Origin of the sequence: Amycolatopsis saalfeldensis (assembly GCF_900110575.1) — a bacterium.
GTDB lineage: Bacteria > Actinomycetota > Actinomycetes > Mycobacteriales > Pseudonocardiaceae > Amycolatopsis > Amycolatopsis saalfeldensis.
The window spans coordinates 340,967-367,070 of sequence record NZ_FOEF01000007.1 but is presented as its reverse complement, the minus strand read 5'-3'; the positions used below and the strand labels follow the sequence as shown (position 1 = coordinate 367,070).

At 71.7% G+C, this 26,104-nt stretch carries 24 protein-coding genes; 10 read left to right on the top strand and 14 right to left on the bottom strand.

The annotated features are described in order from the left end of the window. Positions 1-339, top strand: a 339-nt coding sequence (locus BMY97_RS19070; RefSeq protein WP_091618236.1) for a type VII secretion target, incomplete at its 5' end; no start/stop codon positions are given. A 152-nt stretch (positions 340-491) separates the two neighbouring features. Next, complete coding sequence (locus tag BMY97_RS19065; protein WP_091618196.1) at positions 492-1,139, top strand: TetR/AcrR family transcriptional regulator; 648 nt, start codon at positions 492-494, stop codon at positions 1,137-1,139. A gap of 55 nt (positions 1,140-1,194) precedes the next feature. Here BMY97_RS19065 and BMY97_RS19060 read toward each other — a convergent pair whose 3' ends face one another. Further along, on the bottom strand, positions 1,195-1,590 hold the full coding sequence (locus BMY97_RS19060; protein WP_091618195.1) for an ester cyclase: 396 nt from the start codon (positions 1,588-1,590) through the stop codon (positions 1,195-1,197). Positions 1,591-1,797: 207 nt separating this feature from the next. Here BMY97_RS19060 and BMY97_RS19055 point away from each other — a divergent pair, with 207 nt between their 5' ends. Next, a complete protein-coding gene (locus BMY97_RS19055; RefSeq protein WP_091618194.1) occupies positions 1,798-3,855 on the top strand; it encodes an ATP-binding protein in 2,058 nt (685 codons plus the stop codon). Positions 3,856-4,232: 377 nt separating this feature from the next. Here BMY97_RS19055 and BMY97_RS19050 read toward each other — a convergent pair whose 3' ends face one another. Then, entirely contained in the window at positions 4,233-5,477 is a 1,245-nt protein-coding gene (locus tag BMY97_RS19050) for a hypothetical protein (protein ID WP_143086229.1), read from the bottom strand. Positions 5,478-5,700: 223 nt separating this feature from the next. Here BMY97_RS19050 and BMY97_RS19045 point away from each other — a divergent pair, with 223 nt between their 5' ends. Beyond that, positions 5,701-8,739, top strand: a complete 3,039-nt coding sequence (locus tag BMY97_RS19045; protein WP_091618192.1) for an AfsR/SARP family transcriptional regulator — start codon at positions 5,701-5,703, stop codon at positions 8,737-8,739. A 182-nt stretch (positions 8,740-8,921) separates the two neighbouring features. Further along, positions 8,922-9,362, top strand: a complete 441-nt coding sequence (locus BMY97_RS19040) for a helix-turn-helix domain-containing protein (RefSeq protein WP_218156813.1) — start codon at positions 8,922-8,924, stop codon at positions 9,360-9,362. A gap of 645 nt (positions 9,363-10,007) precedes the next feature. Here the strand turns inward: BMY97_RS19040 and BMY97_RS19035 are convergent. The 3 genes from BMY97_RS19035 to BMY97_RS19025 all read right to left on the bottom strand — a co-directional run bounded on the left by BMY97_RS19035 (position 10,008) and on the right by BMY97_RS19025 (position 12,285). Beyond that, a complete protein-coding gene (locus BMY97_RS19035) occupies positions 10,008-10,919 on the bottom strand; it encodes a carboxymuconolactone decarboxylase family protein (protein WP_091618190.1) in 912 nt (303 codons plus the stop codon). Positions 10,920-10,929: 10 nt separating this feature from the next. Next, positions 10,930-11,574, bottom strand: a complete 645-nt coding sequence (locus tag BMY97_RS19030; RefSeq protein ID WP_245787387.1) for a TetR/AcrR family transcriptional regulator — start codon at positions 11,572-11,574, stop codon at positions 10,930-10,932. 81 nt (positions 11,575-11,655) lie between these two features. Further along, entirely contained in the window at positions 11,656-12,285 is a 630-nt protein-coding gene (locus BMY97_RS19025) for a hypothetical protein (protein WP_091618189.1), read from the bottom strand. 138 nt (positions 12,286-12,423) lie between these two features. Here BMY97_RS19025 and BMY97_RS49155 point away from each other — a divergent pair, with 138 nt between their 5' ends. Further along, a complete protein-coding gene (locus tag BMY97_RS49155; protein ID WP_281246910.1) occupies positions 12,424-12,555 on the top strand; it encodes a hypothetical protein in 132 nt (43 codons plus the stop codon). A 58-nt stretch (positions 12,556-12,613) separates the two neighbouring features. Here BMY97_RS49155 and BMY97_RS19020 read toward each other — a convergent pair whose 3' ends face one another. Beyond that, positions 12,614-13,606, bottom strand: a complete 993-nt coding sequence (locus BMY97_RS19020) for a YbhB/YbcL family Raf kinase inhibitor-like protein (RefSeq protein ID WP_091618188.1) — start codon at positions 13,604-13,606, stop codon at positions 12,614-12,616. A gap of 90 nt (positions 13,607-13,696) precedes the next feature. On the opposite strand from BMY97_RS19020, the gene BMY97_RS19015 reads away from it, so the two are divergent. Then, complete coding sequence (locus BMY97_RS19015) at positions 13,697-14,341, top strand: GntR family transcriptional regulator (protein WP_177231435.1); 645 nt, start codon at positions 13,697-13,699, stop codon at positions 14,339-14,341. A 12-nt stretch (positions 14,342-14,353) separates the two neighbouring features. On the opposite strand, the gene BMY97_RS19010 is transcribed toward BMY97_RS19015, so the two are convergent. Further along, positions 14,354-15,559 carry a GNAT family N-acetyltransferase gene (locus BMY97_RS19010; RefSeq protein ID WP_091618186.1) on the bottom strand — a complete coding sequence of 402 codons (1,206 nt, stop codon included), beginning with the start codon at positions 15,557-15,559 and terminating at the stop codon, positions 14,354-14,356. Positions 15,560-15,655: 96 nt separating this feature from the next. After that, positions 15,656-16,660: an ABC transporter substrate-binding protein gene (locus tag BMY97_RS19005; RefSeq protein ID WP_091618185.1), complete on the bottom strand. Its 1,005-nt coding sequence runs from the start codon at positions 16,658-16,660 to the stop codon at positions 15,656-15,658. A gap of 66 nt (positions 16,661-16,726) precedes the next feature. Here BMY97_RS19005 and BMY97_RS19000 point away from each other — a divergent pair, with 66 nt between their 5' ends. After that, the gene (locus tag BMY97_RS19000; protein WP_177231427.1) at positions 16,727-17,779 is read left to right on the top strand and encodes a FecCD family ABC transporter permease; all 1,053 of its coding nucleotides are present in this window, start codon (positions 16,727-16,729) and stop codon (positions 17,777-17,779) included. Further along, on the top strand, positions 17,776-18,813 hold the full coding sequence (locus BMY97_RS18995) for a FecCD family ABC transporter permease (RefSeq protein ID WP_218156812.1): 1,038 nt from the start codon (positions 17,776-17,778) through the stop codon (positions 18,811-18,813). Before BMY97_RS19000 ends, BMY97_RS18995 begins: the two co-directional genes overlap by 4 nt. On the opposite strand, the gene BMY97_RS18990 is transcribed toward BMY97_RS18995, so the two are convergent. From BMY97_RS18990 to BMY97_RS18965, 6 genes are all read right to left on the bottom strand, one after another. Next, the gene (locus tag BMY97_RS18990) at positions 18,814-19,704 is read right to left on the bottom strand and encodes an RNA polymerase sigma-70 factor (protein WP_091618184.1); all 891 of its coding nucleotides are present in this window, start codon (positions 19,702-19,704) and stop codon (positions 18,814-18,816) included. A 9-nt stretch (positions 19,705-19,713) separates the two neighbouring features. Then, positions 19,714-20,919, bottom strand: coding sequence for an NAD(P)/FAD-dependent oxidoreductase (locus BMY97_RS18985; RefSeq protein WP_091618183.1), 1,206 nt, complete (start codon positions 20,917-20,919; stop codon positions 19,714-19,716). Positions 20,920-21,017: 98 nt separating this feature from the next. Continuing rightward, entirely contained in the window at positions 21,018-21,857 is an 840-nt protein-coding gene (locus BMY97_RS18980; RefSeq protein WP_177231426.1) for an LLM class F420-dependent oxidoreductase, read from the bottom strand. Positions 21,858-21,901: 44 nt separating this feature from the next. Further along, a complete protein-coding gene (locus tag BMY97_RS18975) occupies positions 21,902-23,125 on the bottom strand; it encodes a cytochrome P450 (RefSeq protein ID WP_091618182.1) in 1,224 nt (407 codons plus the stop codon). Beyond that, the gene (locus tag BMY97_RS18970; RefSeq protein WP_091618181.1) at positions 23,122-24,420 is read right to left on the bottom strand and encodes an NAD(P)/FAD-dependent oxidoreductase; all 1,299 of its coding nucleotides are present in this window, start codon (positions 24,418-24,420) and stop codon (positions 23,122-23,124) included. Before BMY97_RS18970 ends, BMY97_RS18975 begins: the two co-directional genes overlap by 4 nt. Continuing rightward, complete coding sequence (locus BMY97_RS18965) at positions 24,417-24,632, bottom strand: ferredoxin (RefSeq protein ID WP_091618180.1); 216 nt, start codon at positions 24,630-24,632, stop codon at positions 24,417-24,419. The genes BMY97_RS18970 and BMY97_RS18965 overlap by 4 nt, the downstream gene beginning before the upstream one ends. A 186-nt stretch (positions 24,633-24,818) precedes the next feature. Between BMY97_RS18965 and BMY97_RS18960 the strand changes: the two genes are divergently transcribed. Further along, positions 24,819-25,976 carry a sensor histidine kinase gene (locus BMY97_RS18960; protein WP_091618231.1) on the top strand — a complete coding sequence of 386 codons (1,158 nt, stop codon included), beginning with the start codon at positions 24,819-24,821 and terminating at the stop codon, positions 25,974-25,976. Positions 25,977-26,104: the final 128 nt, after the last annotated feature.

Below are 26,104 nucleotides of genomic sequence, written 5' to 3'. Positions count from 1 at the left end.
GAGCCGGATGATCTGGTCGCGCACGCGAGTCATTTGGACGGTTTGGTGGATCGTTTGCATACGGCGGTGCAGGCGGCGGACAGTGCTATGTCGACGGATGCGTATGGGTTGTTGTGTGCGTTTTTGCCGTTGATTGTGAATCCGACGGGTGAGAAGGCGAAGGAGGCGGTGAGTTCGGCGGGTGAGGGTGTGAAGACGACGGCGGACAATGTCCGTACTGCTGCCAAGACTTACCGTGAGGGTGATGAGGCGGAGGCGGAGCCGTTCAAGAAGCAGGCTGGTGCGGAGGTCGACGCGAAGCAGTTGCGGGTCGGCACGGTCGAGCGGAACAGCGCCTGATCGGTGGACGCTTCACCAGTGGCGCCGGGGTTTCCGACCTCGGCGCCACTGGCGTTTCCGGGTCCCGCAACGCCTGTCGTGAGCATCGCTAGAGATGGTGATAGGGTCTAACTAGACGGTGCCGCGACCGCCGGGCACGGAAGGGTGGACTGATGACCGAGACGGCCGGGACGACCCCGCGGGAGCGCTACCGGGCGCAGGTGCGCGCGGAGATCAAGCAGCACGCGTGGGAGCAGCTGGCCACGACGGGCGTCGCCGCGCTGTCGCTCAACGCGATCGCCAAGCAGCTGGGCATGAGCGGCCCCGCGCTGTACCGCTACTACGCCAGCCGCGACGACCTGCTCACCGACCTCATCCGGGACGCCTATCGCAGCCTCGCCGACGAGATCCGGGCGGCGGGCGCGGCCGGCGCCGACCTGGCCGGGCTGGCTCGCGCCTTCCGGGACTGGGCGCTGGCCGATCCCCAGCGGTACTTCCTGATCTACGGCACACCGGTGCCCGGCTACCACGCGCCGGACGACACCGCCATGATCTCGCGGGAGATCATGGCGGTCCTGATCGACGTCAGTGCCGCGCGCCCCGTCAGCGGCCCCGCCACCCCGTTCGAAGCCGAACTCGACCGCCACCGCGACTGGGCCGGCGAGAGCCCGGCCCCGGCCGCGGCACTGAGCCGGGCGCTGAGCTTCTGGTCGCGGGTCCACGGCGTTCTCTCGCTCGAACTGGCCGGCCAATTCGCCGGGATGGGTTTCGATCCGGCGCTGCTGTTCGCCGACGAGGTGGCTCGCCTGTTGGCACGCTGAACTCCTGGCTGAATCCCCGCTGCAGTCGGCGAAGTTCAGCCCTGGGGACGTGGGCTCATTGCCCTCGCGGCGGTTCGAGCACCGACCAGTGCTCGACGAACCGGCCGTCGCGAACCCGCACGAAGTCCATCACCCGGAACTCGACGTCCAGCCCGGACGGCGGCGCGCCCAGCCACAGCCCGACGTGGCGCCCCCGGTAGATCTTGTGCGTGGCAACAACTCCATCGGTTTCGACGCAGTGCACGATCTCGACCTTCAGCCCCTCGAACGCGGCATGCAGCGCCCGCGTGACCCCGACCACGCCCTCGCGCCCATCCGACCGGCCCTCTTTCGCCGACCGATTGCGGAAATCGGCGTGGACGAAGTCCTCGATCAGCTCGATCCGCCCGCCCTCGTGCACCTGCTCGACGAACGCCCGCATCAACGCGACGTCGGCGGATTCCGTGCTCATCCGGTGAAATCCCTCCTGCCGGCTCAGCAGCCGAGCGCCCGTTTGCCAGCGTACCCGCGATGATCGACAGCCGTTGTCGTTCCGGGCGGCGTCATCCGGCGACGATGTGAGTGGTGTTCGTACTTTCGGGTGCGTTTCGGTCGCTCGTCGTTTCCGGGTGAGGCGAGACGGTATCAAGGGAAGTTCGGACTCGCGGGGGAGCTCTGGATGGTCGATCGTTACCAGGCTGCGCCGGGCGCGGCTTTCCCTTCCGTGTTCCCGATCTTCGAGGCGGTGCCCCGGCAGTTGCCGCCGCCGCCCGCCGGTCTGGTCGGCCGGGAGGACGAATTGGCGAGCCTCGACGGGATCCTGGGCGGCGACGTCGCCGGCGGAGGTCCCGCGGTCGCCGTGGCGGTGGGGCCCGGGGGCGTGGGCAAGACCGCGCTCGCGGTCACCTGGGCCGCTCGCCGCCCGGACGATTTCCCGGACGGCCAGCTGTACATGGACGTCCGGGGGTTCTCGCCGGAAGCGGCCGCGGACCCGGACGAGGTTCTGGGGTCTTTCCTGCGCGCGCTCGGAGTGCCGCCGGAGCGCGTGCCGGTGGACCTTGCCGAGCAGGTGGGGCTGTACCGGACGGTCACCGCGGGACGGCGGCTGCTCGTGGTGGTCGACAATGCCGTGTCGTCGGCGCAGGTGCGGCCGTTGATCCCGTCCTCGGCGGGCTGCGCGGTGGTGGTGACCAGCCGGTTGCGGCTGGACGGGCTGGTCGTCGAGGGCGCCCGGTTCGTGGATGTGACGCCGTTGCCGAAGGCCGCCGGGGTCGAGTTGCTGGATCAGGTGCTGGGGGAGCGTCGGGTCACCGAAGAGTCGGCCGCTCTCGGGGAACTGGCGGGGCTGTGCGGCGGGCTGCCGCTGGCGCTGTGCGTGGTGGCCGCGCGACTGGCGGCCCGGCCGAGCTGGCCGGTCCGCCGAGTGGTGGACCAGTTGCGTGATGAACGGGCGCGCCTGGAACGGCTGGCTGCGGATGCGGCGACCTCGGTGGGTTCGGCGTTCGATTGGTCGTATCGCGCGTTGCCCGATGAAGCAGCCCGTTTCTACCGCTTGCTCTCGGCGCATCCGGCGCCGGACTTCAGCACCGCCGTCTCGGCTGCGGTGACAACGTTGTCCGAGGCGCGGGCCGGAGAAACCGCGCAGGTACTGGTGGATGCCAGCCTGCTGGACGAGATCGGCGCGGACCGCTATCGCTTCCACGATCTGATCCGCTTGCACGGCCGAGCCCCGCGTCCGGGCGATGACGCCGAAGGAGAAGAGGTCGTTCCGCGCGTCGCCGCCTGGTACCTCGAGCAGATGACCCGGGCGAATCTGGTGGTGATCCCGATGCGCTGGCGGGTCAGCACGGTCTGCGAAAAACTCGGTGACGAGCCGGCGAAGTTCGCTTCGGGGCAGGAAGCGCTCCAGTGGCTGGAAGCGGAGCTGCCGAGCATTCTGCGGGTGCTGGAACAGGCGGTGGCGCTTCGCCACAGCGAGGCGGCGTGGCAGCTGTGCGAGGCGTTGTGGGAGTTCTTCTTGCACCGCAAGTACTATCCGGAATGGCTGCACTCGCATGAGCTGGGCATCCTGGCGGCGCAGCGCAGCCGCCACCCGGTCGCCGAGGCGCGGCTGCGGTGCCAGCTTGCCCGCGCCCACCTCGACCTCGGCCAGTATCCGATCGCCGAGCGAGAATGCCTGCGGGCGGCCGAACTCGCGCGCGGCGCGAAGGACCGGCGTAACGAGTCGGTGGCCCTGGACCAGCTGGGCATGGCCGCCCAGGGCGTCGGCGAGTTCGATGTCGCGGTGGGATTCTTCGCCGACAGCATGGAGATCGAGCGGGAGCTGGGGATCGACCTCGGGGTGGCGCAGCGGCACCGCCGCATCGGCGAAGCGCTGCTGCACGCGGGCCGGCACGACGACGCGGCCGGGCACCTGGAGACCGCGCTGACGATGTTCGCGCGGCTGGGTTCCGCGAAGGACGAGGCGAATACGAAGGTCGCGCTGGCCCGGCTCGACGTGCGGACCGGACGGCCCGACCTCGCCCGGCCGCGGCTGGAGCAGGCCCGGCCGGTCTTGGCGTCGTCAGGCTCGGCCGTCTACGAAGCCGAGCTGCTGATGGCCTCGGCCGAGGTCGCCGAAAGCGACGACCAGCGCGACGTGGCCGGTGACCTGGTGCGGGAAGCGGTGGCGCTGCTCGACCGCGTGGGCGGGACGCACCTCGAGCGCGCGCAGGCCATGCTCCGCGCGCTCGAGTGAGCCGAGACTCCCGAGTGCCTGGCCGGTCGTCAGCCAGAGGTAGGCGGTGACCGCAGCCCGGGTGACGTCCGGTTCGCCGACTACGGCCAGGTCCCCGCCGAGGTCGCCGATCAGGCACCGTGGCCGGTCGAGGCGGGCGGCGGCGAGGGTGAGACCCGGCTGCCGGTCGAGCGCGTCGGCGATGAAGGACCGGGCGTCGGCCGGACTGAGCTGCTCCGGTGCGATGAGCACGTCGACCAGCATGGCCCGGCGGCAGCCCGTGGCCGTGCCCGTGAGCACGGTGCCCGCAGTGCCGCCGGTGGTGTAGGACCAGGAGGTGACGCCGGTGGGGCTGGGCCCACCGGCGTAGACCGTCGTGCGCGCGCCGCCGAGGTTCGTCACGACGGCACCGTCGTGGTCGTAGCGATCGGCGAGGGGAGCGGGACCGGCGCGGCGTGCGCCGGGCGCGGAGGTTCCGTCAGGCCGAGCAGCCGGTACATCGTGTGGCGGAAGACCGCCGCGGCGTCACCAGGCCGTGAAGTCAGCAGCTTGCTCAGCACGCCCGGGAGTTCGGTGGCGTCGCGTGCCGCTGCCGCGGCGTGCAGCTGGGCGACGAGTGGTTGCCCTGGCTGCCACCGGGGCGCGAGACGGGCGAGCGTGGCGGTCGCGGTGCCGGGCAAGAGCGGCGTGTCGTCGTTCCCTGCCAGGAGAACCGGCACCCCGGCCGACGCGGCGTAGCCGGTCACCGAGCCGTAGTCGCCGAGCAGGTAGTCGGCGGCGACGAGCGTGGCCCGCCATCCCTCGTCCGGCGGGAGCAGGAGCAGTCCCTGGCGGAGACTGTCCGCCAGCCAGCTGCGGACCTGCCAGACACTGTGGTGCGACCAGATTTGCGGGTGCAGTGCCGCCGCCACCCGGTACCGGTCGCGCGGGAGCCCGGCGAGCACCCGTTCGAACAGGTCGGGATGCCGGCCGAACGCCGACCGCCCGGACCACGTGGACGTCACGACCACAAGCCGCTGTTCGTCGCCGACGCCCAGCGCGCGCCGGTAGTGCTGCCGGTGGGGCAGGCTCGCGGTCAGCCGGTCGAGGGCGATGTCGCCGGTCACGACGGCCGCGGGCGACGCCCTCGGGCAGGTCTGCTCGAGCAGGTCCTGTTCCCGGTCGTGGACGAGAGCGATCGCGTCGGCGCGGAGCTGGCCCTCCCGCATCAGCTGGTCCGCGTCCAGGCCCACCAGGGGTCGCCATTCGCGGGCCGTCGTGTCGGGCGGGCGCCACGGCCGGTACTGCCCGAACCCGCCGCCGTGGGGGATCAGGAGCTTGGGGCCGGTCACCTCGTCGATGCCTCGGGTGCTCGCGGCGAGGACGAGGTCGTAGCAGCCTCGGCGGGCCTGTGCCCAGGGCAGCACCACACCGCCTTGCGCGGTCAGGAAGTCATGGGTCGCCGGCCAGGACTCCCATGGCTCGGGCACGGTGAAGACGGCCTGGACGCGGTGGTCGCCTTCCAGCAACGGCAGCAGATCGAACAACCGGGTGCCGGCCTCGATGTGCGGCACCAGTACCAGGACCGATTTGCCGCCGAGGCGGGTCGCCCAGTGCTGATCGGCTGCGCCCACCGGGCTGCGTACCCAGGAGAGATCAGGCATGGTGTGCTCCTTGATTGGCGTCGGGTATCTGCCAACAGGATGCGGACGAGCACTGCGCAAATCGCTTCAGCCGATCCATCGGCGCGCTGACAATTGATCATCCATGTCGGTGATGGTGTTGTTATGGCATGTTTTTGACCTGGTCTTTTATGGTCGATAATGTGACGATTGATAGGCGGAGAGGGAGTGCGGCAGGCTGGTCGTGAACGAGGGGGAAGCAGCTATGGAATTCGTGTTCGGAATTCTCGGTCAAACGGCTCTGCGTCTGCACGGGAAGGTGGCTGTGAAGTGGTCGAGCCCGCAGGTGCAGAAGGTTCTCGCGGCGCTGCTGACCGCGCCGAACCGGCGGGTGCCGGTCGATGAGCTGGTCAGGTGGGCCTGGCTCGAAGATCAGCCGCCATCGGATCCGCTGACGACGATCCACCAGTACGCGACGCGGTTGCGGCATGTGTTCGAGGAGCACGAGATGCCCGCGCGGTTGAGTGTGGGAAAGAGCGGGTGCCTGCTGGAAGTGGACCGGGCGCTCATTGATTACGTCGTTTTCAGTGATCTGATGGCGCGGGCACGAAGGTTTCAGGACCAAGGCCAGCATGACCGCGCCTGCGCGGAGTCCGCCGCCGCACTGCGATTGTGGCGCGACGAAACCCTGGCGGATCTGCGGACCGAGTATGCGGATCAGTGGCGTACCCGATGGACGCGCAATACCTGGCTCCCGGCCACCGCGTTTGCCGTCACCGAGCAATTGGCGGTCGGCCAAGCCGAATCCGCCCTGGCGATGCTGTCCGAACTGGAGGCGGCCCATCCGGGGGAACTGAGCCTGGCCAAGCTGATGATCCGGGCGCTGTTCGCCGCCGGGCGTGCGGACGAGGCGACCGGCTACTTCCGCGCGATGTACCGGAATTACGCCGAGAACGGCGAAACCCGCACAGCGGACGCCTTGCGCGCGGTCCATGACGAGGAATATTCCCGTGGTGTGGGCACCACTTCGAACAAGATCGCCGCTCGCAGCGCCGTCCCGGCCGAGCCATCCGCGCTGTGGCACGTGCCCATGAGCATCGAGGACGTCATCGGGCGGGACGAGCTGTTCGGCGCGCTGGACGCCGCCACGACCGACGCGACCGGCCGGCCACGACGCGGGGTCGTCCTGGTCAACGGCGGGCCCGGTGTGGGGAAGACGACCGCCGCGGCGCACTGGGCGTCCCGGGTGAAGGATCGCTACCGCGACGGTGTGGTGATGCTGGACCTGCGAGGGCAAAGCCAGGCCACGCGCGCCGACGCCGCCGAAGTCGTCGACACGGTGCTGTCGCTGCTCGACTACCCTGTCGATCAGGTCGTCAGCCCGATCGTGCGGGCCACGAAGCTGGCGCGGCTGCTGGAGCAGCGGTCGATGCTGGTGATCCTCGACAACGTCCGCAGCACCGACCAGGTGGAATCGCTGCTCGGCGTGCTGGCACCGTGCACGGTGTTGATCGTCTCCCGGTGGTGGCTGAAGACGCTCTCGTCGCGGGTGACGGGGCCGGTCCTCACGGTCGCCCCGCTCCAGCCGAGGCATGCCTGGGCACTGCTGACCCGCCGCATCGGCGCCCGGGTGCGCCGTGAGCAGCACGGCGCGGCTCAGCTGGTCCGCTTGTGCCAGGGCAATCCGCTTGCGCTGACGCTCGTCGCCGATCGCGCGCTCGCCCGGGCGGGCACCCAGCTGCCGACGCTGGCCGAGCAATTGCGTGACAGTGAGCTGCTGCTGGATCTGGGCGACGAGGGAGACTATCCGCACGTCAGCCTGCGGTCGATATTCGCCTTGTCCTATCAGGCATTGGGTCCGGCGGAACAGCGGGTCTTCGCGGTGATCGGCCTGCATCCCGGTGCCGAGGTGACCGGGGACGTGATCGCCGCGGCCGACGGACGGCCGGCGGGTGCGGTGCGTCGTTCGCTCGATGTGCTGGTCGCCGCGCACCTGGTCGAGCATCCCGGCGACCTGGCGCGCTTCCGGGTCAGCGATCTCGCGCACCTCTACGCGACCTCGGTGGCGCAGGAGCTTCCGGACGCCGATGCCGCGCGCCGCCGGATGTTCGAGCACTACATGCGGCGGGTGCTGGTCGCGCATGACCTGATCTACCCGCACAACCCGGCTTCGCCGTTGACGCTGGCGGAACCGCTCGGCGCGGATCCCGGAATCAGCACCGCGGTCGAGGCACGGCAATGGGTTCTGCGCGAGCGGGGCAATCTGGTCGAGGTCGTCTCGGCCGCGGCGGAGGCCCGCCTGCACGCGATCGCCGGGGTGATCGCGGCTTACACCGCGCAGGTGTACCTGATGCAGGGTCACTTCGCCGACGCCATTTCCTGCTTGACGATCGCCGTCCGCAGCGCGGATCAGCTCGCTGCCGCCTCGGAGCCGCCGCCGGTGCCCACGGCCTCCCACCTGAACGACCTCGGGGTAGTGGTCATGCTCGCCGGTGACGACGCCGCGGCCGGACGGCACCTTGCCCGTGCGCTGGAACTCGTTGAGGCGCAAGACATCCCGATCGGCCGCATCGCCGTCATGCAGAACCTCGCGCGCTTGCACCTGCGGGCCGGCCGCGCCGCCGAGGCCGCGGCGATGTGCCGCCAGACGCTGTCGCTCGCCCGGGAACTGGGGCAGCCCGAACCGTGTGCCAGCGCCGCCCACCGGCTCGCCGACGTGCTGGTGGACACCAGCGGTGGCGAGCAGGAAGCGCTGGCCCTCTATACCGAGGCGCTGCGACATCGGGAACAGATGGGCGACACGACGGCACGCCTGCGGACCCACACCGCGCTCGCGGCGTTGCTGACTCAGATGGGGCGGCTCACCGAGGCCGGCGAGCATTGCCGCCGAGCCGCCGCCCTCGTCGACGACTGTCCGGACCTGCCGGCGGTGATGAAGTTCAACACCGTGCACGCTCAGTTGCAGCACGTGCGGGGACACGACCGGATCGCGCTGCGGTATGCCCATCGGGCCGTGGAACTCGCGGATCGGTCGCAGCACGCGACCGGCCAGGCGCGGGCGCTGGCCGTTCTGGCCGGGATCCTCCGGGACCACGGCAACCGCGAAGACGCCCGCACGCTCTGGCGACGTGCCGCGGACCTCTACCGGGGACGCGCGCGAATCGCGAAGGCCGAGCAGGTCGAGGCCCTGCTGGCGGAGCTGGACGCCGATGAGCCGTTCATTCCCGCCACCCGCGATGGTGAGCAGGGCACCGTCGCCATCCCCTCGCCTCGTGTGCGGCTGCTGCACGGGGAGCGCGACTGACCACTGTTTTCCTTGCCGTGCGGGCCAACCGAAGATTACTCAGACGTGGCTGGCGTTATCGGATGCTTGCACCGATCCTCTCGCCATGAACTTCGAGCGGAACGACACCACGGCGGAAACCGCCGCTGGCCGACAACCCCTCTAGCGGTATTGCGCCCGAGAGAAGCGTTACTAACGTGAAGGTGAGGAGGAAGAACCCGGCAGCACCGGGCTGCCGCGGCGGGTGGACGACTGATCAGCTGTTGCGGGGCGGCGATGATCTGGTGACCGACGGCGACCTACCGGCTGCCGAGCCTGGCCCGCCGACTCCTGGCGGGCCCGAGTTCGACCCCGTCCTCGTCGCTGAACTGATCCAGCGCTACAACGACGGCGAGACCATGGAGAAGTTGGCTGCGCAGTACCCGCTGAGCTACCGGAAGGTCCGCGATGTCCTCATCCGCGCCGGCGTCACCATCCGCCCGCAGAAAGTGCTCTTGCCGCCGACTCCGCCAGGCCTGGTCAATGCGTATCACGACGGCCGCACGATCCAGCAGCTGGCCACTACCCACGGCATGAGCTACAACCAGACCCGCCGGATCCTGCTCGCCGAAGGCGTCCAGTTGCGTCGTCGCGGCCGGCGGTAAGTTTGGTGTCCGGCCGCCTATGCGATGCGAGACGGCCGGACCAGCCCGGGGCATGCGCGCCGGGCGCCATCGTGGATCATCTACCGCGTGAGGTAGATGATCCAGATGGCAGGGGACATCTCATGCACGGTCGGGCGCTCCTTTACACGTATCTTGGTTTTGGTATCGCTCGAATCCGTGCGGATGAGCCCGGATAAATACCGTGATGAACCAACCGAAGACGCTTGTCGAGCTTCAGTTGGCCTTACCCGGTCGAGCGATTTCCTGAACTCTATCGTGGGGACGAGTGCGAATTTAACCGGCCCTGCATCGGCTGGGTTGTCTCGTCAGGAAGCAACGACCCGATGGCCTGACTAGCGGTTTCACCCCCGCGAGCCGGAGTCTTGCCGCCCGCTGGACGGGCAAACTTCCCGGTGGAGCGCGGACTCCTGCGGTCTCGACGGGGTCAGGTCGACGCTCGGCGGGGCCGAGTCCTCGCCGGATCGCGTCCGGAGGGCCCATTGTGCGAGGTGAATTCACGCTAACGTGCGGCGCGGCGAGTGTTGACACAGCGCATAACGACACCTCGTGGAGCTCGTTTCCACTCCTTTGTGTGATACCCGAAAGTAGCTATGGACGCAGGCCGTCCTCGTGGCACGGAAGGCTTCAGCCGGCGCGAGCGCCGGAGAACGGGAAGGTTCCGCTGCCGGCCACGGTGACCGAGCCGGTGAAAACGTCGCCGTTGGTGGTGCCTTCGACGGTGAGGTCGAAGGGGAACGGTTCGGTCACGCCGGCGGTGAAGGTCAGGTGGGTGCCTTCGACGGTGCCGGTGGTGATGGGGACGGTGATCTCCAGCTGGTCGTCCACGATCGAGCCGGTGATGGCTTCGCCGGTGGTTTCCAGGGTGAGCAGCAGGTCCTTGCTGCCTGCGGGGTGGGTGAAGGTGATGTTCCAGGTGCCGTCCGGGCCGGTTTTGCCGCTGGCGGCACGAGGGGCCGGCGGCGGAGGCGAGTCCGCCGGCCCGGTCACCGGCGTGCCCGCGGAGCGGCCCAGGGCGGGCTGGCCGGCTTTCACTTCCACCCCAACGGAATTCAGGAACCCCGCCATCATCCGGTAGTACCCGATCAGGAACAGCAGCTCCAGGAGCTCCGGGTCGTCCCGGGTCGCGCTGAGGTCGGCCCAGGTGTGATCGGAGACGAAGGCGTCCTGGCAGACCTCGTCGACGGCGCGGAGGACCGCGTCGTCCGCGGGAGGCCAGGAGGCGGTGGGGTCGGAGAGGGCGTCGATCTCGGCCGGGGTGGCGCCGCCGCCCAGGGCGGCGGGGACGTGGTTCGCCCATTCGTAGGGCGCTTCGCACCGCAGCGCGACTCGGAGGATCGCCAGCTCGCGGGTTCGCGCGTCCAGTTTTCCCTTGCCCAGCAGGAATCCGCCGAGCTGGGAGGAGGCGTCCATCAGGGCGGGGTGGTGCGCCAGCACCTGGATGACGGTGTCGGCGCCGATTCTGGCCAGCTGCCGGTGCTCCTTGTCCAGGTCGTCGAGGGCGAGCGGGAGGATGCGCGGGCTTGCGGCGTGCGGCATGGCGGGCTCCTTAACGGGTCGGCCGGGTTCGCCGGATGTGGTCGAGCGCGGCCCGTGCGGCCGCGGCGTCTTCGAGGCTGAGCTGCGGATGGGAGTGGATGTCGATCAGGGCGCGGGCGAGCAGTTCGTCGCCCTCGGGGCTGAACACGTCGACGCCCATGGCCCGGGAGACGTGCTCGTGCAGCACGGTGATGGACAACGCCATCGCGGTGCCCACCGCGGCCCGGACCTTCGCGTCGACGTCGGGCGGGTCGGGGCGGGCGCGGTCGGTGTCGACGAGCCACTGCCGGCCGAGTTCGACCATCTCGTCGAACAGCGGCGCGGCGCCGCCCTCGGTCAGGGCGCGCGCGAGGTAACCCTGGTACGGCCCCACCGCCGCCCTCGCCGCGGCGACGTAGTTGACGTCCGACGGCGTCCGGTCGGCCAGTACCCGGTCGTTGAGCCGGCGGAGCACCTTGGCCAGGTGCGCGTCGCACGCGTCCCGCAATCCTTGTTTGGAGCCGAAATGGTGGCGCACCAACCCCGACGACACCCCTGCGGTTTCGGCGATGCCCCGGATCGTGGCGCCGTCGAACCCGTGCTCGCCGAAGTGGGCCATCGCGGCGTCCCGGATCCGGGCCCGCGCGGTCAGGTCCTCGCGGTCGGTCCTATCCACGTGCACGGCCTACTGCACTCATGGACTGGATACTACACACGTGTGTAGTCGTGGGCCAGCGGCGAAAACCTCAAGCGCGGATCAGAGGCAGGGTGGCCGGTAGCCGTCGATGCGCAGGCCGCGGAATTCCAGCCGGTTCGGGGTCTTGCCGACGAAGACCAGGCCGCGGGCTTCGGTCAGGGCCGAGGCGAACGAGTACGGCGGGGTGCCCAGCTCGGGCAGCGAAGTCCAGGCGCCGGGCGAAAAACTGAAGAACTTCGTCACGAGCTTCCCGCCGGTGGAGGGCACGCGGGTGAGCCATTTGTCGCCGCCACTCCAGTGCGAGGCGGGGCGCAGCTGGACGTACAGGTCGTCCGCCGCGCGGTAGGTCAGCCAGAATCCGCGTGACCGGGTGAAGTCTTCCTGCGCCTCGAACTGATTGCCGAGCCAGACGACGGCGACGTGCCATTCGGCGTTGAGGAAGGTCACCTTCGCCGCGTACCGGTTGCCCGCCGGCACGAGCAGGCTCCCGGTGGCCGGGACGGTGGTGCCCTCGCCGCTGGCCAGCCACTGCTGCAGCCGGTCGATCGACGGGGTCGCGCACTCGCCGTGGTGTGACGACGGCGCGCGTCCGGCCGCGCCGGCGACGGCCGCCGGGCCGGTCAGGGAGAACGCCAGCACGGAGGCCAACGTCACGAGCGTCTGGGTGAAGGCGACCGACCGTGCGCGCATTCCAGGGAAACTAGCACCTCGGCGGAGGCTGTCAAAGGTCTCGCGGCCGCGGCCGCCGGTGTGGCCGGGGTCACGGAATGCCGGTCGATCTTCGGCGCTACACACGAAGTAGGGATCGTTCGCACCCAAGGGAGTTCCATGTCCGCCACCACCACGCCGCAAGAGCCGTCGACCGTGCCGGTCGTGCCCGCACTCGACGACTTCGACTTCCCGCTCACCGACGGGGCCGCCTGCCGCATCGACGACCCCGACTGCGAAGCCTGCCAGTGAGCTGAAGCGGGTCGCGGGAGTCCGCGACCCGCTTCCGGGACTGTCCACTGGGGACGGATCAGGCGGCCCGGCGGCGGACGGTGCGCTCCAGGATGCCCAAAGTGGACTTGAGGGCGGACTCGGGGACCACCGGGAAGACGAGGCGCCCCTTCCATTCCGGGCTGATCTCGGACCAGTCGTAATAGGACGTGACGAGGGTGCCGCCGTCCGCGGGCTCCAGCCGGTAGCCGTAGATGTGCCGGACCGGGGTCCGGGTCGCGGACTCGACGGTCCAGGCGATCTCCTTGCCCGGGGCGAATTCGGTGATGACCACCTCGACGTCGTACTTGCCGAGCGGCCGGTCCCCGAGGGCCTCCCGGTCCATGTGGACCACGAACCGGTCGCCGGCGCGGCGGACCGGGTCGCCTTCGGCGTCGAGCAGCATGCCCGACGCGTCGATGTCCACGTGGCCCTTCGGGTCGGTCAGGACCGCGAAGACGGCCTCGGCGGGGGCCGGGATGAGGCGGGAGACCTCGATCCGCTCGGTCCTTTCCGGACCGTCGCCCGGCGTTTCCGCCGTGGCGGTCAGGATCGCGCGCCCGAGGATGTGCGAGGAGATGGTGAAGCCGAGGAACGCCGGGGTGGCGTCGGCCGGGACGCCGAGGGACTCGACGTCCAGCGCGTGCACCACGAAGAAGTAACGGTGCTGGCCGTGCCCGGCCGGCGGCGCGGCGCCGAGGTAACGGGTGACGCGGGCGTCGTTGGGCAGCGTGAACGCGCCCTCGGGCAGGCCCGCGCCGGTGCCGTCGCCCGCGTTTTCGGGCAGCTCGGTGACGGTGGCCGGGATGTCGGCGACCGCCCAGTGCCAGAACCCGGAGCCGGTGGGGGCGTCCGGGTCGTAGACGGTGACCGCGTAGCTCTTGGTGCCTTCCGGGGCGCCGCTCCAGGACAGCTGGGGGGAGACGTCTTTCCCTTCCGACAGCGGCAAAGCGGCGCCCTCGGCGATGGTGGTGCTGGTGACGGTGAAGGAGGCGGCCTCGGGGAGGCGGGCGAGTGGGTCGTTGGCGCTCATGGGACCGACCCTACACGATAATCGATTATCATCCAGATCGTCTATGATGACGTCATGACCGGGACGGACCAGGCCTCGCCGGGGAAGCAGATGCTCTCCGAGCAGGTCTACGCACAGCTGCGGGACGCGATCATGCGCGGGCGTTACGCCCCCGGCGAAGCCCTCAAACCGCAGGACCTCGCCAAAGCGCAGGGGGTGAGCCTGGCGGTCGTGCGGGAGGCACTGGTGCGGGTCGTCGGCGACGGACTGGCCGACCGGCTGCCCAACCGCGGGTTCGCGGTCCCGGCCTTCTCCGACCGCCGCTGGCAGGAGATCGCGGAGGCCCGCCGGACCGTCGAACCGGTGGTGCTGCGGATGTCCGTCGAGCGCGGCGACATCGAATGGGAGGCCCGGGTGCGAGCCGCTCACCACCGGCTGGCCCGCACGCCGGCCTTCGCGCCGGAGGAGGGTGAGTACTACACCGGCGCGTGGTCCGAGGCGCACCGCGTCTTCCACCGGGCCCTGCTCGACGGGTGCGGCAATCCGGTCCTGCTGGAGGCCTTCGATCGGTTGTGGAGCGCCAGCGAGCTGGCCCGCCGCTGGTCGGCCCGGCGCACGCCCGGCCGGGACCACCTCCGCGAGCACCGCCGCCTGGAGGAGGCGGCTTTGGCCCGTGACGCCGACGCCGCGGCCGAGCTGCTCGCCCGGCACCTCACCGAGACCGCGGCCGGGCTGACCCGGCCCGGATCCGCGTAACAGCCCGCCGCTTCAGAACCAGTGCAGGCAGTGCGGGGAGCGCCCGGTGAGGAAGAGGGCGTCGGCGAGGGCGGCCGCGTCCGGGTGGTGGGCCCGGATGTGCCCGGCCCGCACGAGGGTGCCCGGGGTGGTGCCGCCGAGGTAGATCGAGCCGAGGTCGCGCACGTCCAGCGACAGGTCGGGCTCCCGGTCCGTCGGGACGCACTCGCCGCGGCCGTCCCGGACGGTCAGCAGATAGCGGTGGCGCTCGCCGAGGAACGGGTCGTCGACGTCGAGGACGAGTTCGCCGTCGGCGGACCAGCCGCGGGTGGCCAGCGCGCGCGGGACGTCCAGCAGCCGCACCCACAGCCAGTCGTCCTCGACCGGCTCGGCGGCGCGGAAGTCCGCGAGCTGCCAGCGCAGCGGGTTTTCGAGCGGGAGGTTCTTGAACACGATCCGGGTGACCAGGTCGTGCCCGAGCAGGAACCGGGCCAGCGCGGTGAAAACGGCGTCCTCGGTGGTGATGGCCTCGTCGACCTTCAGGGTGCCGGAGTCGTCGAGCGAGTAGCTGGCGTACCCGTCCGGGGCGCCGCCGGCGTCACGGTGGACGGCGATGTGGCGCGGCGCCGGGGTGATCGGGGGCTGCCCCGCGCCCAGGGCCCACCAGCGGTGCGGCCGGGACAGCGCGCCGGGCTGGACGCGGCGGTAGCGGTCGTAGACCTCTTCCAGGAGCTCGCCGCACTCGGCCCGCTTCAGCAGTTCGATCGAACCGCCGGCGCTCACCTGTGCCCGGGGAAGAGCGAAGCCGGCGCGGTCACGCGGCACTGTCAGCCGCTGCTTGTAGGTCGCCGGCCCGTAGCCGAACCGGCCGTAGATCGGGGCCTCGGTGCACAGCAGCACCGCGAGGAAGTCCCCTCGGGCGCGCAGTTCGGTGAACTGATGCCGCATCATCGCGCTGAGCACGCCCTGGCGCCGGTGCGTGGGCAGGACGCCGACGGCGGTCACCCCGGCGGCCGGGACGAGCACGGTGCCGGGCAGGGTCAGCTCGAACGAGTGCGCGGCGGCGGTGCCGACGGGCCGCCCGTCGTCCGTCGTGGCGAGCAGGCCGCGGTCCGGTTCGAGCGCGGACCACCAGAGCCCGCCGCCGTCGACCGGGGTCTCCGGGAAGCGGCCGAACGCGGCGTGGAGCGTGTCGACGAAGACGTCGAGGTCTTCGTCGGTGGTGGAACGGACCTTCATGACTGCGCTGTCTCCCCGTGGTACCGGCAGCACGGCTCGTGATGCCCCGCCACAGTGCCGCGCTGACCATCGCAGGATCAAGCGAATTACGGCCCGTCAGCGGCGAAGGGCTTGTTGCAGCGCTTCGAGGACTTCGCGGGCCGCGGTCGGGCCGGTGTTGAGGTAGAAGACGTCGTCGTCCACTGGGATCGCGGTTTTCGCGGCGACGGCGGTCAGCGTCGGCCAGAGCGGCGCCGAGGTCAGGGCCGCCGCCTTCGCCGGGCCGCCCTGCACGCCGTAGAAGATCCAGTCGCCGTCCGCGCGGTCGAGCTCTTCGTCGCTGATGTCCTGGGAGGTCTGGCCGAACTGCTGGGCCTGCGGCCGGGCCAGGCCGGCGTCCTCGGCGATCGAGCCGGTGAACGACGGCACGCCGAAGATCCGCAGCCGGTCCGCGTTCTTGCGCAGGAACGAGACGGACGGCGCGGGGTGCAGGGAGGCGCCGAGGGCCGCGGCGTCGGCGTGGTAGGTGTCGAGAAGGTGCTGGGCCTGCTGGGTTTTGCCGAGCGCGTCGGCCAGGAGCAGGAAGTCCTGCTTCCAGTACAGGCCGGTGCCCTGCGTCGCCACGGTCGGCGCGATGGCGCTGAGCGAGGCGTGCAGCGCGGCGGCGTCCTTGCCCGCAGTGTTCATCACGACCAGGTCCGGTTTGAGGTTGCCGATCGTCTCCAGATCCGGGGCGACGCGGCTGCCCACGTCCGCGATCTTCGCGGCCGCGGGGAAGGCGGCGAGCAGATAGCGGGGGACCAGCTCGGCGCCGTCGCCGCGGGTCGTGCCGACCGGCACCACGCCGAGGGTGAGCAGGGCGTCGGCCTGGCCGGTGGAGATCACGACCACGCGCTTCGGCGCCGCCTTCAGGGGCGTGCTCCCGGAGAAGTGCTTGACCGTGCGGGGAAAGACGCCGTCCGCAGCGCCGCTGCCCATGCCCGCCGGCATCGTCCGCGGGGCGGTCCACGCCCGGGCCGCTGCCGCGTCCGGGCTGCCATTCGAACAGCCGGCGAGCAGCAGGAGGACGGCCGTCAGCACCGCCGGGAGGGCCTTGAGGACCGGGCCACGGTTCACACGCATGAACAAGAGGGTAGCCTTACCTAACGTGAATCCTGAACGGTTGCCCGGCTCGATCAGGTCACACTCGTGATCACCCTCGACGACGCCGTGGCGCACCGCCTCGGCCGGCGGACGGCGTCGCGCGTGGCCGGCCTGGGCGCGGGTGTGCTGGTGCTCGCGCTCCTGCTGTCGCTGAGCCTGGCCGTCGGCACCCGCGGCATCCCGCTCGGCTCGGTCTGGACCGCGCTGCTGAACCCGGGCGACGGCAGCCGCGAGTCGATCATCGTGTGGCAGCTGCGGATGCCGCGGACGCTGCTGGGGATCGTGGTCGGCGCAGCGCTGGCGATCGCCGGGGTGGTCATGCAGGCGGTTTCGCGCAATCCGCTGGCCGAGCCGGGAATCCTCGGCGTCAACGCCGGTGCGGCGCTCTCGGTCGTGCTGGCAATTTCCGTGCTGGGCGTCGCCGACGCGGGGGACTACGTGTGGTTCGCGCTGGCCGGCGCGGTGCTGGCCACCGCGCTGGTCTACGGGCTCGGCGTGCGGACGGCCGGGCGCGGGGACGGCGTCCAGGGCCGCGCCCGGCTGGTGCTGGCCGGCGCCGCGCTGACGGCCTGCTTCGGCGCGGTCACCGGCACCGTCACGATGTTCGACGCGAACACCTTCGACTCCTACCGGTTCTGGGTCGTCGGCTCGCTGGCGAACCGCGATACCGCGGTGCTCGGCCACGTGCTGCCGTTCATCGTCGCCGGCGCGCTCGTGGCGCTGGCGCTCGGACCACGGCTCAACGCGCTCGCGCTGGGGGAGGACGTCGGCATCAGCCTCGGCGTGCGCCCGGGCCGGGTGCGGTTCGGCGGGCTGGTGGCGATCACGCTGCTCGGCGGGGCGGCGACCGCGGCCGCGGGCCCGATCTCGTTCGTGGGGCTGCTCGTGCCGCACGCCCTGCGGCTGGTGCTCGGCCACGACGTGCGCTGGCTGCTGGCCTATTCCGTGGTGGCCGGCCCGATCCTGGTGCTGGCGGCGGACATCGCCGGCCGGGTGGTCGCGCGGCCCGGCGAGCTGGAAGTGGGGATCGTGACGGCGTTCGCCGGTGCTCCGGTGCTGCTCTGGCTGGTCACCCGGCGCGCGGGACGGCCGGCGTGACGACGCGCGCGGTGACGTTGCCGGGCGGGATCGTGCTGCGGGTGCGCCCGCGCGCGGCCGCCGTCATCGGGTTGCTGGCCGTGGTCGCCGTCGCGGTGTCCGGGTACGCCGTGCTCACCGGCAGCTACCGCCTTTCGGTCGGCGACGCAGTGGGCACCTTCGTCGGCGGCGGCACGGCGACCGACCGGTTCTTCGTGCTGCAGCAGCGTTTGCCGCGGGCGGTGGCCGCGCTGCTGGTCGGTGCCGGGCTCGGCTGCGCCGGCTCGCTGTTCCAGAGCGTTTCGCGTAATCCGCTCGGCAGCCCGGACGTCATCGGCTTCACCACCGGCTCGGCGACCGGCGCCCTGGTGTCACTGCTCGTCCTCGGCCCGACGCCGGGCTCGGGTGCCGGGGTGGGCGTCGGCGCGCTCATCGGCGGACTCGCCACGGCCGGGGCGGTGTACGCGATCAGCGCCGTCCGCGGGGCCGGCGGGCGGCAGCAGCTGGTGCTGGTCGGCATCGCGGTCGGCGCGATGCTCGCGTCGGTCAACGACTACCTGCTCACCCGCGCCGACCTCGACGCCGCCGAGACCGCGAAGTCCTGGCTGTTCGGCAGCCTCAACGCCATTTCCTGGCCACAGGTCGTCCCGGCGGCGGCCGCGCTGGCGGCGCTGCTGCCGTTCGCCGTCCCGCTCGGCCGGCCCTTGCGGCTGCTGGAAATGGGCGACGACTTCGCGACGGCGTTGGGCGTCCGGGCCGCGCGGGTGCGGTGGCAGGCGCTGCTCGTCGGCGTCCTGCTGACCGGCGCGGCGGTCGCGGTCGCCGGGCCGGTCGGGTTCCTCGCCCTCGCCGCGCCTCAGCTGGCGCGGGCGCTGCTGCGTTCCTCGGAGGCCGCGCCCCTGACGTCCGCCGTCACGGGCGCGGCCCTGCTCGCCGCCGCCGACCTGGGGGCGCAACGGCTGCTCACACCGTTCCAGATCCCGGTCGGCCTGGTCACCGGCGCGCTGGGCGGCGCCTACCTGGCCTGGCTGCTCGCCACCGGCCGATCGCGCTGATCACCTTCGGGCCAACGGGATTTCGGCCCCGACGCGGGACAGCTTCGCCGGATTGCGCACGTAGTACATCCCGCTGATCCGGCCGTCCTCGATCCGGATCGCCAGCACGCCGTCGACCTCGCCGCCCAGGCTCAGCACGAGGGCCGGGCTGCCGTTGACCACTGCGGGGGCGACGGCGAGCGTGGCCCCGAACTTGCCGGTGCCACCGGTGATGTAGCGGGCCACCTTGCCGGCGCCGACGATCGGCCGCAGCGCGGCCTGCTTGACCCCGCCGCCGTCGCTGACCATGACGACGTCGGGGGCGAGCAGGTCGAGCAGGCCCTGCAGATCGCGCGTTTCCAGCGCGCGCTGGAACGATTCCAGCGCCGCCCGGGTCTCGCCCGGCGTGACCACCGCGCGGGGGCGGCGGGCATCGACGTGCCGACGGGCGCGGAGCGCGATCTGCCGGACGGCCGCGGGGCTTTTGCCGACGGCGGCCGCGATCTCGTCGTAGCCGACCGCGAAAGCCTCGCGCAGCACGAAAACCGCGCGCTCGGTCGGCGAAAGCGTCTCCAGCACGAGCATGAGCGCCATCGACACGCTCTCGGCGAGCTCGACGTCCTCGGCCACGTCCGGCGCGGTGAGCAGCGGCTCGGGCAGCCACGGGCCGACGTACGCCTCCTTGCGGCGCTTGAGGGTGCGCAGCCGGTTGAGCGCCTGCCGGGTGGTGATCCGGACCAGGTAAGCGCGCGGCTCGTGCACGGAGCCGAGGTCGACGTCGGCCCACCGCAACCAGGTCTCCTGCAGCACGTCCTCGGCGTCGGCCGCCGAGCCGAGCATCTCGTAGGCCACGGTGAAGAGCAGGTTGCGGTGGGCGAGGAACGCTTCCGTCGCCGGATCGGTGGCGGTCATCGCGGGCGATTATGCCGCCGGCTCGGTGCGCTTGGCCTGTGCTGCGCCGGTTTCCTTGGCCTGCACCGCTTTCCGGCGCTCGGCGTCCTTGGACCAGGCCCAGCCGAGCGAACCGGGCTTCGCCGCCTCGCGGGTCAGCTTGCCGACCGTGCCCGAGCAGACGATTTCCTTGACCTTCGCGCCGAGGCGGCCGCCGATGTAGAACGCCGTGGCGGCGTCGTTGCGGCGCGCGAACTGGAAGAGACCGCCCCGGCGGCCCAGGCTGAGGCACTGCCCGGCGAAGCCCAGCTCGATCGGCGCGGGCCGGTCGCCCGTGATCCGGCTGAGCACGGTGTCGGCGGCGTGCGCGCCCAGCGGCCCCGCGGCCTGGCAGCTCATCCGGAACGGCAGGTCGGACGGGGCGGCCGAATCCCCGGCCGCGACGACGCGGGAGTCGTCCACGCTGGTCAGCGTCTCGTCCGTGCGCAGCCGGCCCAGCGCGTCGGTGCTCAGCCCGCTGTTCGCGGCCAGGTCCGGCACCCCGAACCCGGCGGTCCAGACGGTCACCTCGCCCGGGATCTCGCGCCCGTCACTCAGCTCCACGGTCCCGCGCGTCACCGCCGTCACCTTCGAGCCGGGCCCGTCGAGCACGGTCACGCCGAGCTTGGCCAGCCGCTTGGCCACCGCTTGGCGGCCGCGGGTGTGCAGGTACGGGCCGAGCGCGCCGCCGCAGGCCAGGGTTACGTTCCGGCCGGTCTCCGCCAGCTCGGCGGCGGTCTCGATGCCGCTCGGCCCGGCGCCGACCACCGTCACCGAGGCGGTCGGCGCGGCGTCGAGGGCGGCGCGCAACCGCTTCGCCTCCTCCAGATCGCCGAGCGGGTAGGCGAACTCGGCCGCGCCCGGCACGCCGGGGACTTCGCTGCCGCTGCCCACCGCGTAGATCAGGTAGTCGTAGCCGAGCGTCTCGCCGTTCGCCAGGCGCACGGCGCGCTCGCCCGCGTCGATCCGCGTCACGGTGCCGACCACCAGGCGGACCCGCTCCGCCAGCACCTGCCGGTACCCGACGACCGCGTCGTCGGACCCGCCCGCCAGCTGGTGCAAGCGGATCCGCTCGACGAAGTCCGGCCGCGGGTTGACCAGCGTGACGGCCACGTCCTCCCGCTGGGTCAGGCGGTTGGCCGCCGTCACGCCGGCATATCCGCCGCCGATCACGACAACTTCGGTCTCCTCGGTCATGGCGTCTCCTCCAGTTCAAGGGTTCGGCCATAGGACACCGTGGGTCGATGTTTTGTGACAGCGCTGATCCGCGGCCGCGCATGACGCGCGTCACGTCGTCAGCGCAGCGGTTCGAGCGCTTTCGCCAGCGGCTCCAGGACGGCCGGGGTGTGCGGCGGCGGCAGGTACACGATCGCGAGGTCGAGGCCGGCTTCGCCGAGTGCCTCCGCTTCGGCGGCGACCTTGGCGTAGTCCTGGTCCGGGCCGAGGCGGACGTGCGAGGACAGCGTGATCTCACCCGGGTCGCGGCCGATGTCCGCGCAGTGGCGGTGGAGCACTTCGCGCTTGTGGGCGAACTCCTCGGGCGTGCCGCCGACGAAGTTCCAGTGCTGGGCGTACTTCGCGGCCGTGCGGAGGGTGCGCTTCTCGCCGCTGCCGCCGATGCAGAACGGCGGGTGCGGCGTCTGCACGCCCTTCGGCTCGCAGCGGGCGTCGGTCAGCTGGTAGTGCCGGCCCTGGAACGTGGTGGTCTCCTGCGTCAGCAGGCCGAGGAGGACTTCGCAGCCCTCCTCGAACCGGTCGCTGCGCTCCTTGATCGTGCCCAGTTCCATGCCGTACGCGCCGGATTCCTCTTCGTTCCAGCCGGCGCCGATGCCGATCTCGAGCCGTCCGCCGGAGACGATGTCCAGGGTGGCGGCCATGTCCGCGAGCAGCGCGGGGTGGCGGTAGTGCATGCCGCTCACCAGGGTGCCCAGCCGCAGCCGCTTGGTGGCCTGCGCCAGCGCGGTGAGCGTCACCCAGCCTTCCATGCACGGCCCGGTCGAGTCCGAGAAGATCGGGTAGAAGTGGTCGAAGGTCCAGCCGGATTCGAACAGTTCGATCTCGTCGGCGGCCTGCCACACGGCGAGCATGTCGGCCCAGACGGTGTCCTGGGGTGAGGTCTTGATGGCGAATCGCATGCTGGTGATCGTAAACCTGGAGTTCCTCCAGCGTCGGTGTTCGCTCAGCGGGTGACGGCGTCGTAGGCGACCCGCAGTTCCGCCGGTCCGCGCAGCAGCATGTTCGTCCGGTACGGCGGCGGGTCGGCGAGCAGGCGCGGGCCGGTCAGCCGCGCGGCGATCGCGCTCAGCGCGGCCTGGCCCTCCATCCGGGCCAGCGCGGCGCCGAAGCAGTAGTGCACGCCACCGCCGAAGGCGAGGTGCGCGTTGCCCGGGCGCTCCGGCCAGAACCGGTCCGGGTCGGCGAACCGCCGCGGGTCGCGGTTGGCCGCGCCGAGCAGGAAGACCACCCGGGAGCCGGCGGGCACGACCTCGCCCGCGATGCGGACGTCGGCGGTGGTCCGGCGGCTGGTCTGCTGCACCGGCGGGTCGAAGCGCAGCGCCTCCTCGACGACGGCCGGGGCGAGGTCCGGGTCGGCGCGCAGCCGGTCGAGCACGTCGGGGTGACGCAGCAGGGCGAGGGTGCCGTTGGTGATGAGGTTGACGGTCGTCTCGTGGCCGGCGATGAGCAGCAGGCCGAGTGTGGTGGCGAGTTCGAGCGTGTTCATCCGGGTCGCCGGGTCGCCCTCGGTGAGCAGCCCGGACACCAGGTCGATGCCCGGCCGGTCGCGGCGCCGCGCGATCATCGGCATCAGGTACTCCCGCCACTGCGCGCGGGTCACCTGCAGCTCCGCGATCTCTTGCGCGGTCAGGGTTTCCACCGGGTCGAGCGCGCGGGTGAGCCGCGCCGCGAACGAGTGGAACACCGGCTCCTCCTCTTCCGGGACGCCGAGGAGTTCGCAGATGACGCCGACCGGCAGGGGATAGGCCAGCGCGGTGACGATGTCGAGCTCACCGGGCCGGGTTCCGGCGTGCCGGTCGAGCAGCCGGGCCACCATCGCCTCGATCCGCGGGCCCATGCCCATGATGCGCGGCATGAACTGGTGCATCGTCTGGTCGCGCAACGTGTTGTGGTGCGGCGGGTCCACCAGCAGGAACGGGCCGCGGAACGGCCTCCCGTCGGACCCCGGCGGCCCCTGGGGGCCGGCACCGTCCTCGGAGGACAGCCGGGGGTCGCGCAGCAGCGCGGTGATGTCGGCATGCCGGGAGACCAGCCAGCTGTTCTCGTCGAGCCGCTGGATCGGCTCCTGGGCCAGCTCGGTGAAGTGCGGATACGGATCGTGCCGGTTGGCCTGGTCGAGCAGCCGGCCGTACGCGGCGGCAGCGGGATAGGGCTGGGTGCTGGTCATGACTGTCCTCCGTGGACGGTGCTGAGTCCGGTGCGGCCGAAGCCCGCGGCGAGGACGTCGGCGGCGGGCGAGTCGGTCGCGTTGACTGCGGGCGGGAACGGCGCCCGTTCGGTGATGAGGGCGGCGTAACCGTCCATGACCCGCGGCGAGTCGACCGCGACCGCGCCGACGGTGACCCCGCCCCGGCCGTAGGCGGCGGCGAACGGGCCGCGCTCGAACGAGCCCTGCGTGAGCACGACCTCGTCGGCCAGGTGCGGCAGGCCGACGGACTTGAGGTTGAGGCCGAACTGGTCGGACCAGAACGCGGGCAGCGCGGTGGCCGTCCGCAGGGGCCGGTGGGTGAGGTTGTGCGCGGCCACGTCGGCCTGCTCGACGGCGTTGCCCCAATGTTGCAGCGCTTGGGGTTCCGCGTCGAAATGCGGATGCCGCCAGCGGGCCACGTCTCCCGCGACGTAAACGTCCGGCACCACGGCGCCGCCGGGGTCCAGGGCGCGTCCGGCCGCGTCGCACTCGACCCCGCGCGGGTCGGCGGCGAGCCCGCTCCCGGCCAGCCACTCGGTGTTGCCGACCGAGCCCAGCGCGACCACCGCGAGGTCCACGTCGAGCTCGTCCCCATCGGAGAGCCAAACCCGCCGCAGCCGGCCTTCGGCGTCGCCGTGCAGCGCGGTGACGGTCGTGCGGGCCCGCAGGTCGATCCCGTGCGCCCGCTGCCGCGCCCCGATCGCCGAACCGACGACCTCGCCGAGCGCGCCCGCCATCGGCGCCCCGCCGCGAAGCACGACGGTGACCGGAAGCCCCAGGTCACGGCAGCTCGAGGCGACCTCGGACCCGGTGAACCCACCGCCGATGACCAGCACCCGGCGCGGTCCCGCGGCGAGGCCGGCGCGAATCCGCTCGGCGTCGTCGCGTCCGCGCAGCAGGTGCACGCCCCGCAGCGCGGCCTCGCCGGGGACGGGCCACGGGCGTGAGCGCGACCCGGTCGCGATGACCAGCCCGTCGAACCCGACGCCGCGGCCGTCGGCCAGCCGCACCTCACGGGCGCCGAGGTCCAGTCCGGTCGCGGCGACGCCGAGCAGCCACCGCGCGTTCAGGTCCCGGGTGCTCGGCAGGGCCAGCCGGTCGGCGCCGGCCCGCCCGGCCAGTACCGCCTTGGACAGCGGCGGACGGTCGTAGGGCTCGTGCGGCTCGTCGCCGATCAGCACCAGCTCCCCGGTGAACCCGTTGGCCCGCAAGGAATCCGCCGCGCGCAGACCCGCGAGTGACGCGCCCGCGATGACGATCCGCCCCGGCGTCATCGAGCCTCCCCAGCAGCTACGGCCGACCGGCCCAGCGTGATCGCCTGCGCCGGGCAGGCCAGCGCGGCCCGCCCCACGGCCCGGTCGAACCCCGGGTCCGGCTCATGGTCGTACTCCAGCGACTCGGCGCCCCGGAACCGGAAGACCTCCGGCGCCGCGAACACACACTGCCCGTAGCTCTGGCAGCGGTTCAGGTCCACGACCACTCGCATGACAACTCCTTTTCCAGAGCCGGGTTCGATGAGAACCCTCCCTCGGCGCCGACGTTACGGTCGCCGGAGCCGGGCGTCGTGAGGCCGGAGTTGTAGTCCGGGTGGAGACCCGTCTCCACCCGGTGGCGCCGGGTGCCCGGGATGGAAGACTCACCGGTGATGGACACGCCCGAGGATCGCCACGCCATGACCACGACCGGACCGCGGACCGGCGACTTCCGGGACCAGCTGGTCCAGCCGGTCCTCGTCCTCGGCGTGACCGCCGTCGGCGCGGTCCAGTGGTCGGCCGGCCAGACCGTGTTCCCGGCGGTGGCGCTCTCGCTGTTCGTGCTCGCCGCGCTCGCCGGGATCAGCACGCTGTTCCCGTGGACGGGGCTGGGCCCGCGGACGCAGATCGCCGTGATCAGCGCCTACATGGGGTTCGGCGCGCTGCTGCTCCCGCTGGCGCACGAAACACAGGCCGCGGGCATCTTCCCGTTCATCGCGGCGTCCGCGGCGGGCGTGAAGCTCGCCTCCCGGAAGGCGGCCGTCGGGATCGCCGTCGGCGGGGCGCTGCTCGCCACCGGGGCGAGCTGGGCCGTCGGTGCGCTGGTGCCGTCCGCGCCGCAGTGGCCGTGGTGGGCGCCGCTGACCGTCGCCCTGCCCGTCTACATGGGCATTTCCTTCCGGGACCGGCAGGACGTGCTGCTCAGCGCGCGCCGCGCGGCCGAGGCGGCCGAGCGCGCGGCCGAGTCGGAGGCCCGTGAGGCCGCGCTGCTCGAACGCGCCCGCATCGGCCGTGAGGTCCACGACGTGCTCGGCCATTCGCTGTCCGGGATCGCGCTGCAGCTGGACCTGGCCGACGCGTTGCGCGACAGCGGCCGCGACGAGGAGTCGGTCGCGGCCGTCCGCCGGGCCCGCGCCCTCGCGGTGGACAGCATCGGCGAAACCCGGCGCGCCGTGCAGGCGTTGCGGGAGGACACCCTGCCGCTGCCGGACCTGCTGCGCCGGCTGGCCGAGCGCAACGCGGTCGACTTCACGATCGCCGGCGAACCCGCTTCCCCCGGCGCCGAGGCGACGCACGCGGTCTTCCGGGTGGCACAGGAAGCACTGACCAACGCGGCGAAGCACGCGCCGGGCGCGACGCGCGCCATGAGCCTCTCGGGCACCGCCGACCGGATCATCCTGACTGTCCACAACGGACCCGCCGGCGACGCCCGCCACGGCGGGACGGCGGCCACCCCCGGCGTCGGCCTCGTCGGCATGCGCGAGCGCGCCGCCCAGCTCGACGCCACCCTGCACGCGGGCCTGGCCCCCGATGGCGGCTGGACCGTGGAACTGAGCCTGCCCAGGCACTCCGTGTAGCGCAGGTCACACGCGAAATCCTCGCGGTGTCATTCGGACATCCGGGTGATTATCGCCCGTGAATCTGGATCTTGATCACCCGTCGGTGGCCATTCACAGCTTACGTACAACTTGCGCCAACGTTTCTC

Bases quoted from the DNA above. Each gene is read 5' to 3' on its own strand.
- BMY97_RS19065 (WP_091618196.1), top strand. From the start codon at position 492: ATGACCGAGACGGCCGGGACGACCCCGCGGGAGCGCTACCGGGCGCAG.
- BMY97_RS19060 (WP_091618195.1), bottom strand. From the start codon at position 1,590: ATGAGCACGGAATCCGCCGACGTCGCGTTGATGCGGGCGTTCGTCGAG.
- BMY97_RS19055 (WP_091618194.1), top strand. From the start codon at position 1,798: ATGGTCGATCGTTACCAGGCTGCGCCGGGCGCGGCTTTCCCTTCCGTG.
- BMY97_RS19050 (WP_143086229.1), bottom strand. From the start codon at position 5,477: ATGCCTGATCTCTCCTGGGTACGCAGCCCGGTGGGCGCAGCCGATCAG.
- BMY97_RS19045 (WP_091618192.1), top strand. From the start codon at position 5,701: ATGGAATTCGTGTTCGGAATTCTCGGTCAAACGGCTCTGCGTCTGCAC.
- BMY97_RS19035 (WP_091618190.1), bottom strand. From the start codon at position 10,919: ATGCCGCACGCCGCAAGCCCGCGCATCCTCCCGCTCGCCCTCGACGAC.
- BMY97_RS19025 (WP_091618189.1), bottom strand. From the start codon at position 12,285: ATGCGCGCACGGTCGGTCGCCTTCACCCAGACGCTCGTGACGTTGGCC.
- BMY97_RS49155 (WP_281246910.1), top strand. From the start codon at position 12,424: ATGTCCGCCACCACCACGCCGCAAGAGCCGTCGACCGTGCCGGTCGTG.
- BMY97_RS19020 (WP_091618188.1), bottom strand. From the start codon at position 13,606: ATGAGCGCCAACGACCCACTCGCCCGCCTCCCCGAGGCCGCCTCCTTC.
- BMY97_RS19015 (WP_177231435.1), top strand. From the start codon at position 13,697: ATGCTCTCCGAGCAGGTCTACGCACAGCTGCGGGACGCGATCATGCGC.
- BMY97_RS19010 (WP_091618186.1), bottom strand. From the start codon at position 15,559: ATGAAGGTCCGTTCCACCACCGACGAAGACCTCGACGTCTTCGTCGAC.
- BMY97_RS19005 (WP_091618185.1), bottom strand. From the start codon at position 16,660: ATGCGTGTGAACCGTGGCCCGGTCCTCAAGGCCCTCCCGGCGGTGCTG.
- BMY97_RS18990 (WP_091618184.1), bottom strand. From the start codon at position 19,704: ATGACCGCCACCGATCCGGCGACGGAAGCGTTCCTCGCCCACCGCAAC.
- BMY97_RS18985 (WP_091618183.1), bottom strand. From the start codon at position 20,919: ATGACCGAGGAGACCGAAGTTGTCGTGATCGGCGGCGGATATGCCGGC.
- BMY97_RS18980 (WP_177231426.1), bottom strand. From the start codon at position 21,857: ATGCGATTCGCCATCAAGACCTCACCCCAGGACACCGTCTGGGCCGAC.
- BMY97_RS18975 (WP_091618182.1), bottom strand. From the start codon at position 23,125: ATGACCAGCACCCAGCCCTATCCCGCTGCCGCCGCGTACGGCCGGCTG.
- BMY97_RS18970 (WP_091618181.1), bottom strand. From the start codon at position 24,420: ATGACGCCGGGGCGGATCGTCATCGCGGGCGCGTCACTCGCGGGTCTG.
- BMY97_RS18965 (WP_091618180.1), bottom strand. From the start codon at position 24,632: ATGCGAGTGGTCGTGGACCTGAACCGCTGCCAGAGCTACGGGCAGTGT.
- BMY97_RS18960 (WP_091618231.1), top strand. From the start codon at position 24,819: ATGACCACGACCGGACCGCGGACCGGCGACTTCCGGGACCAGCTGGTC.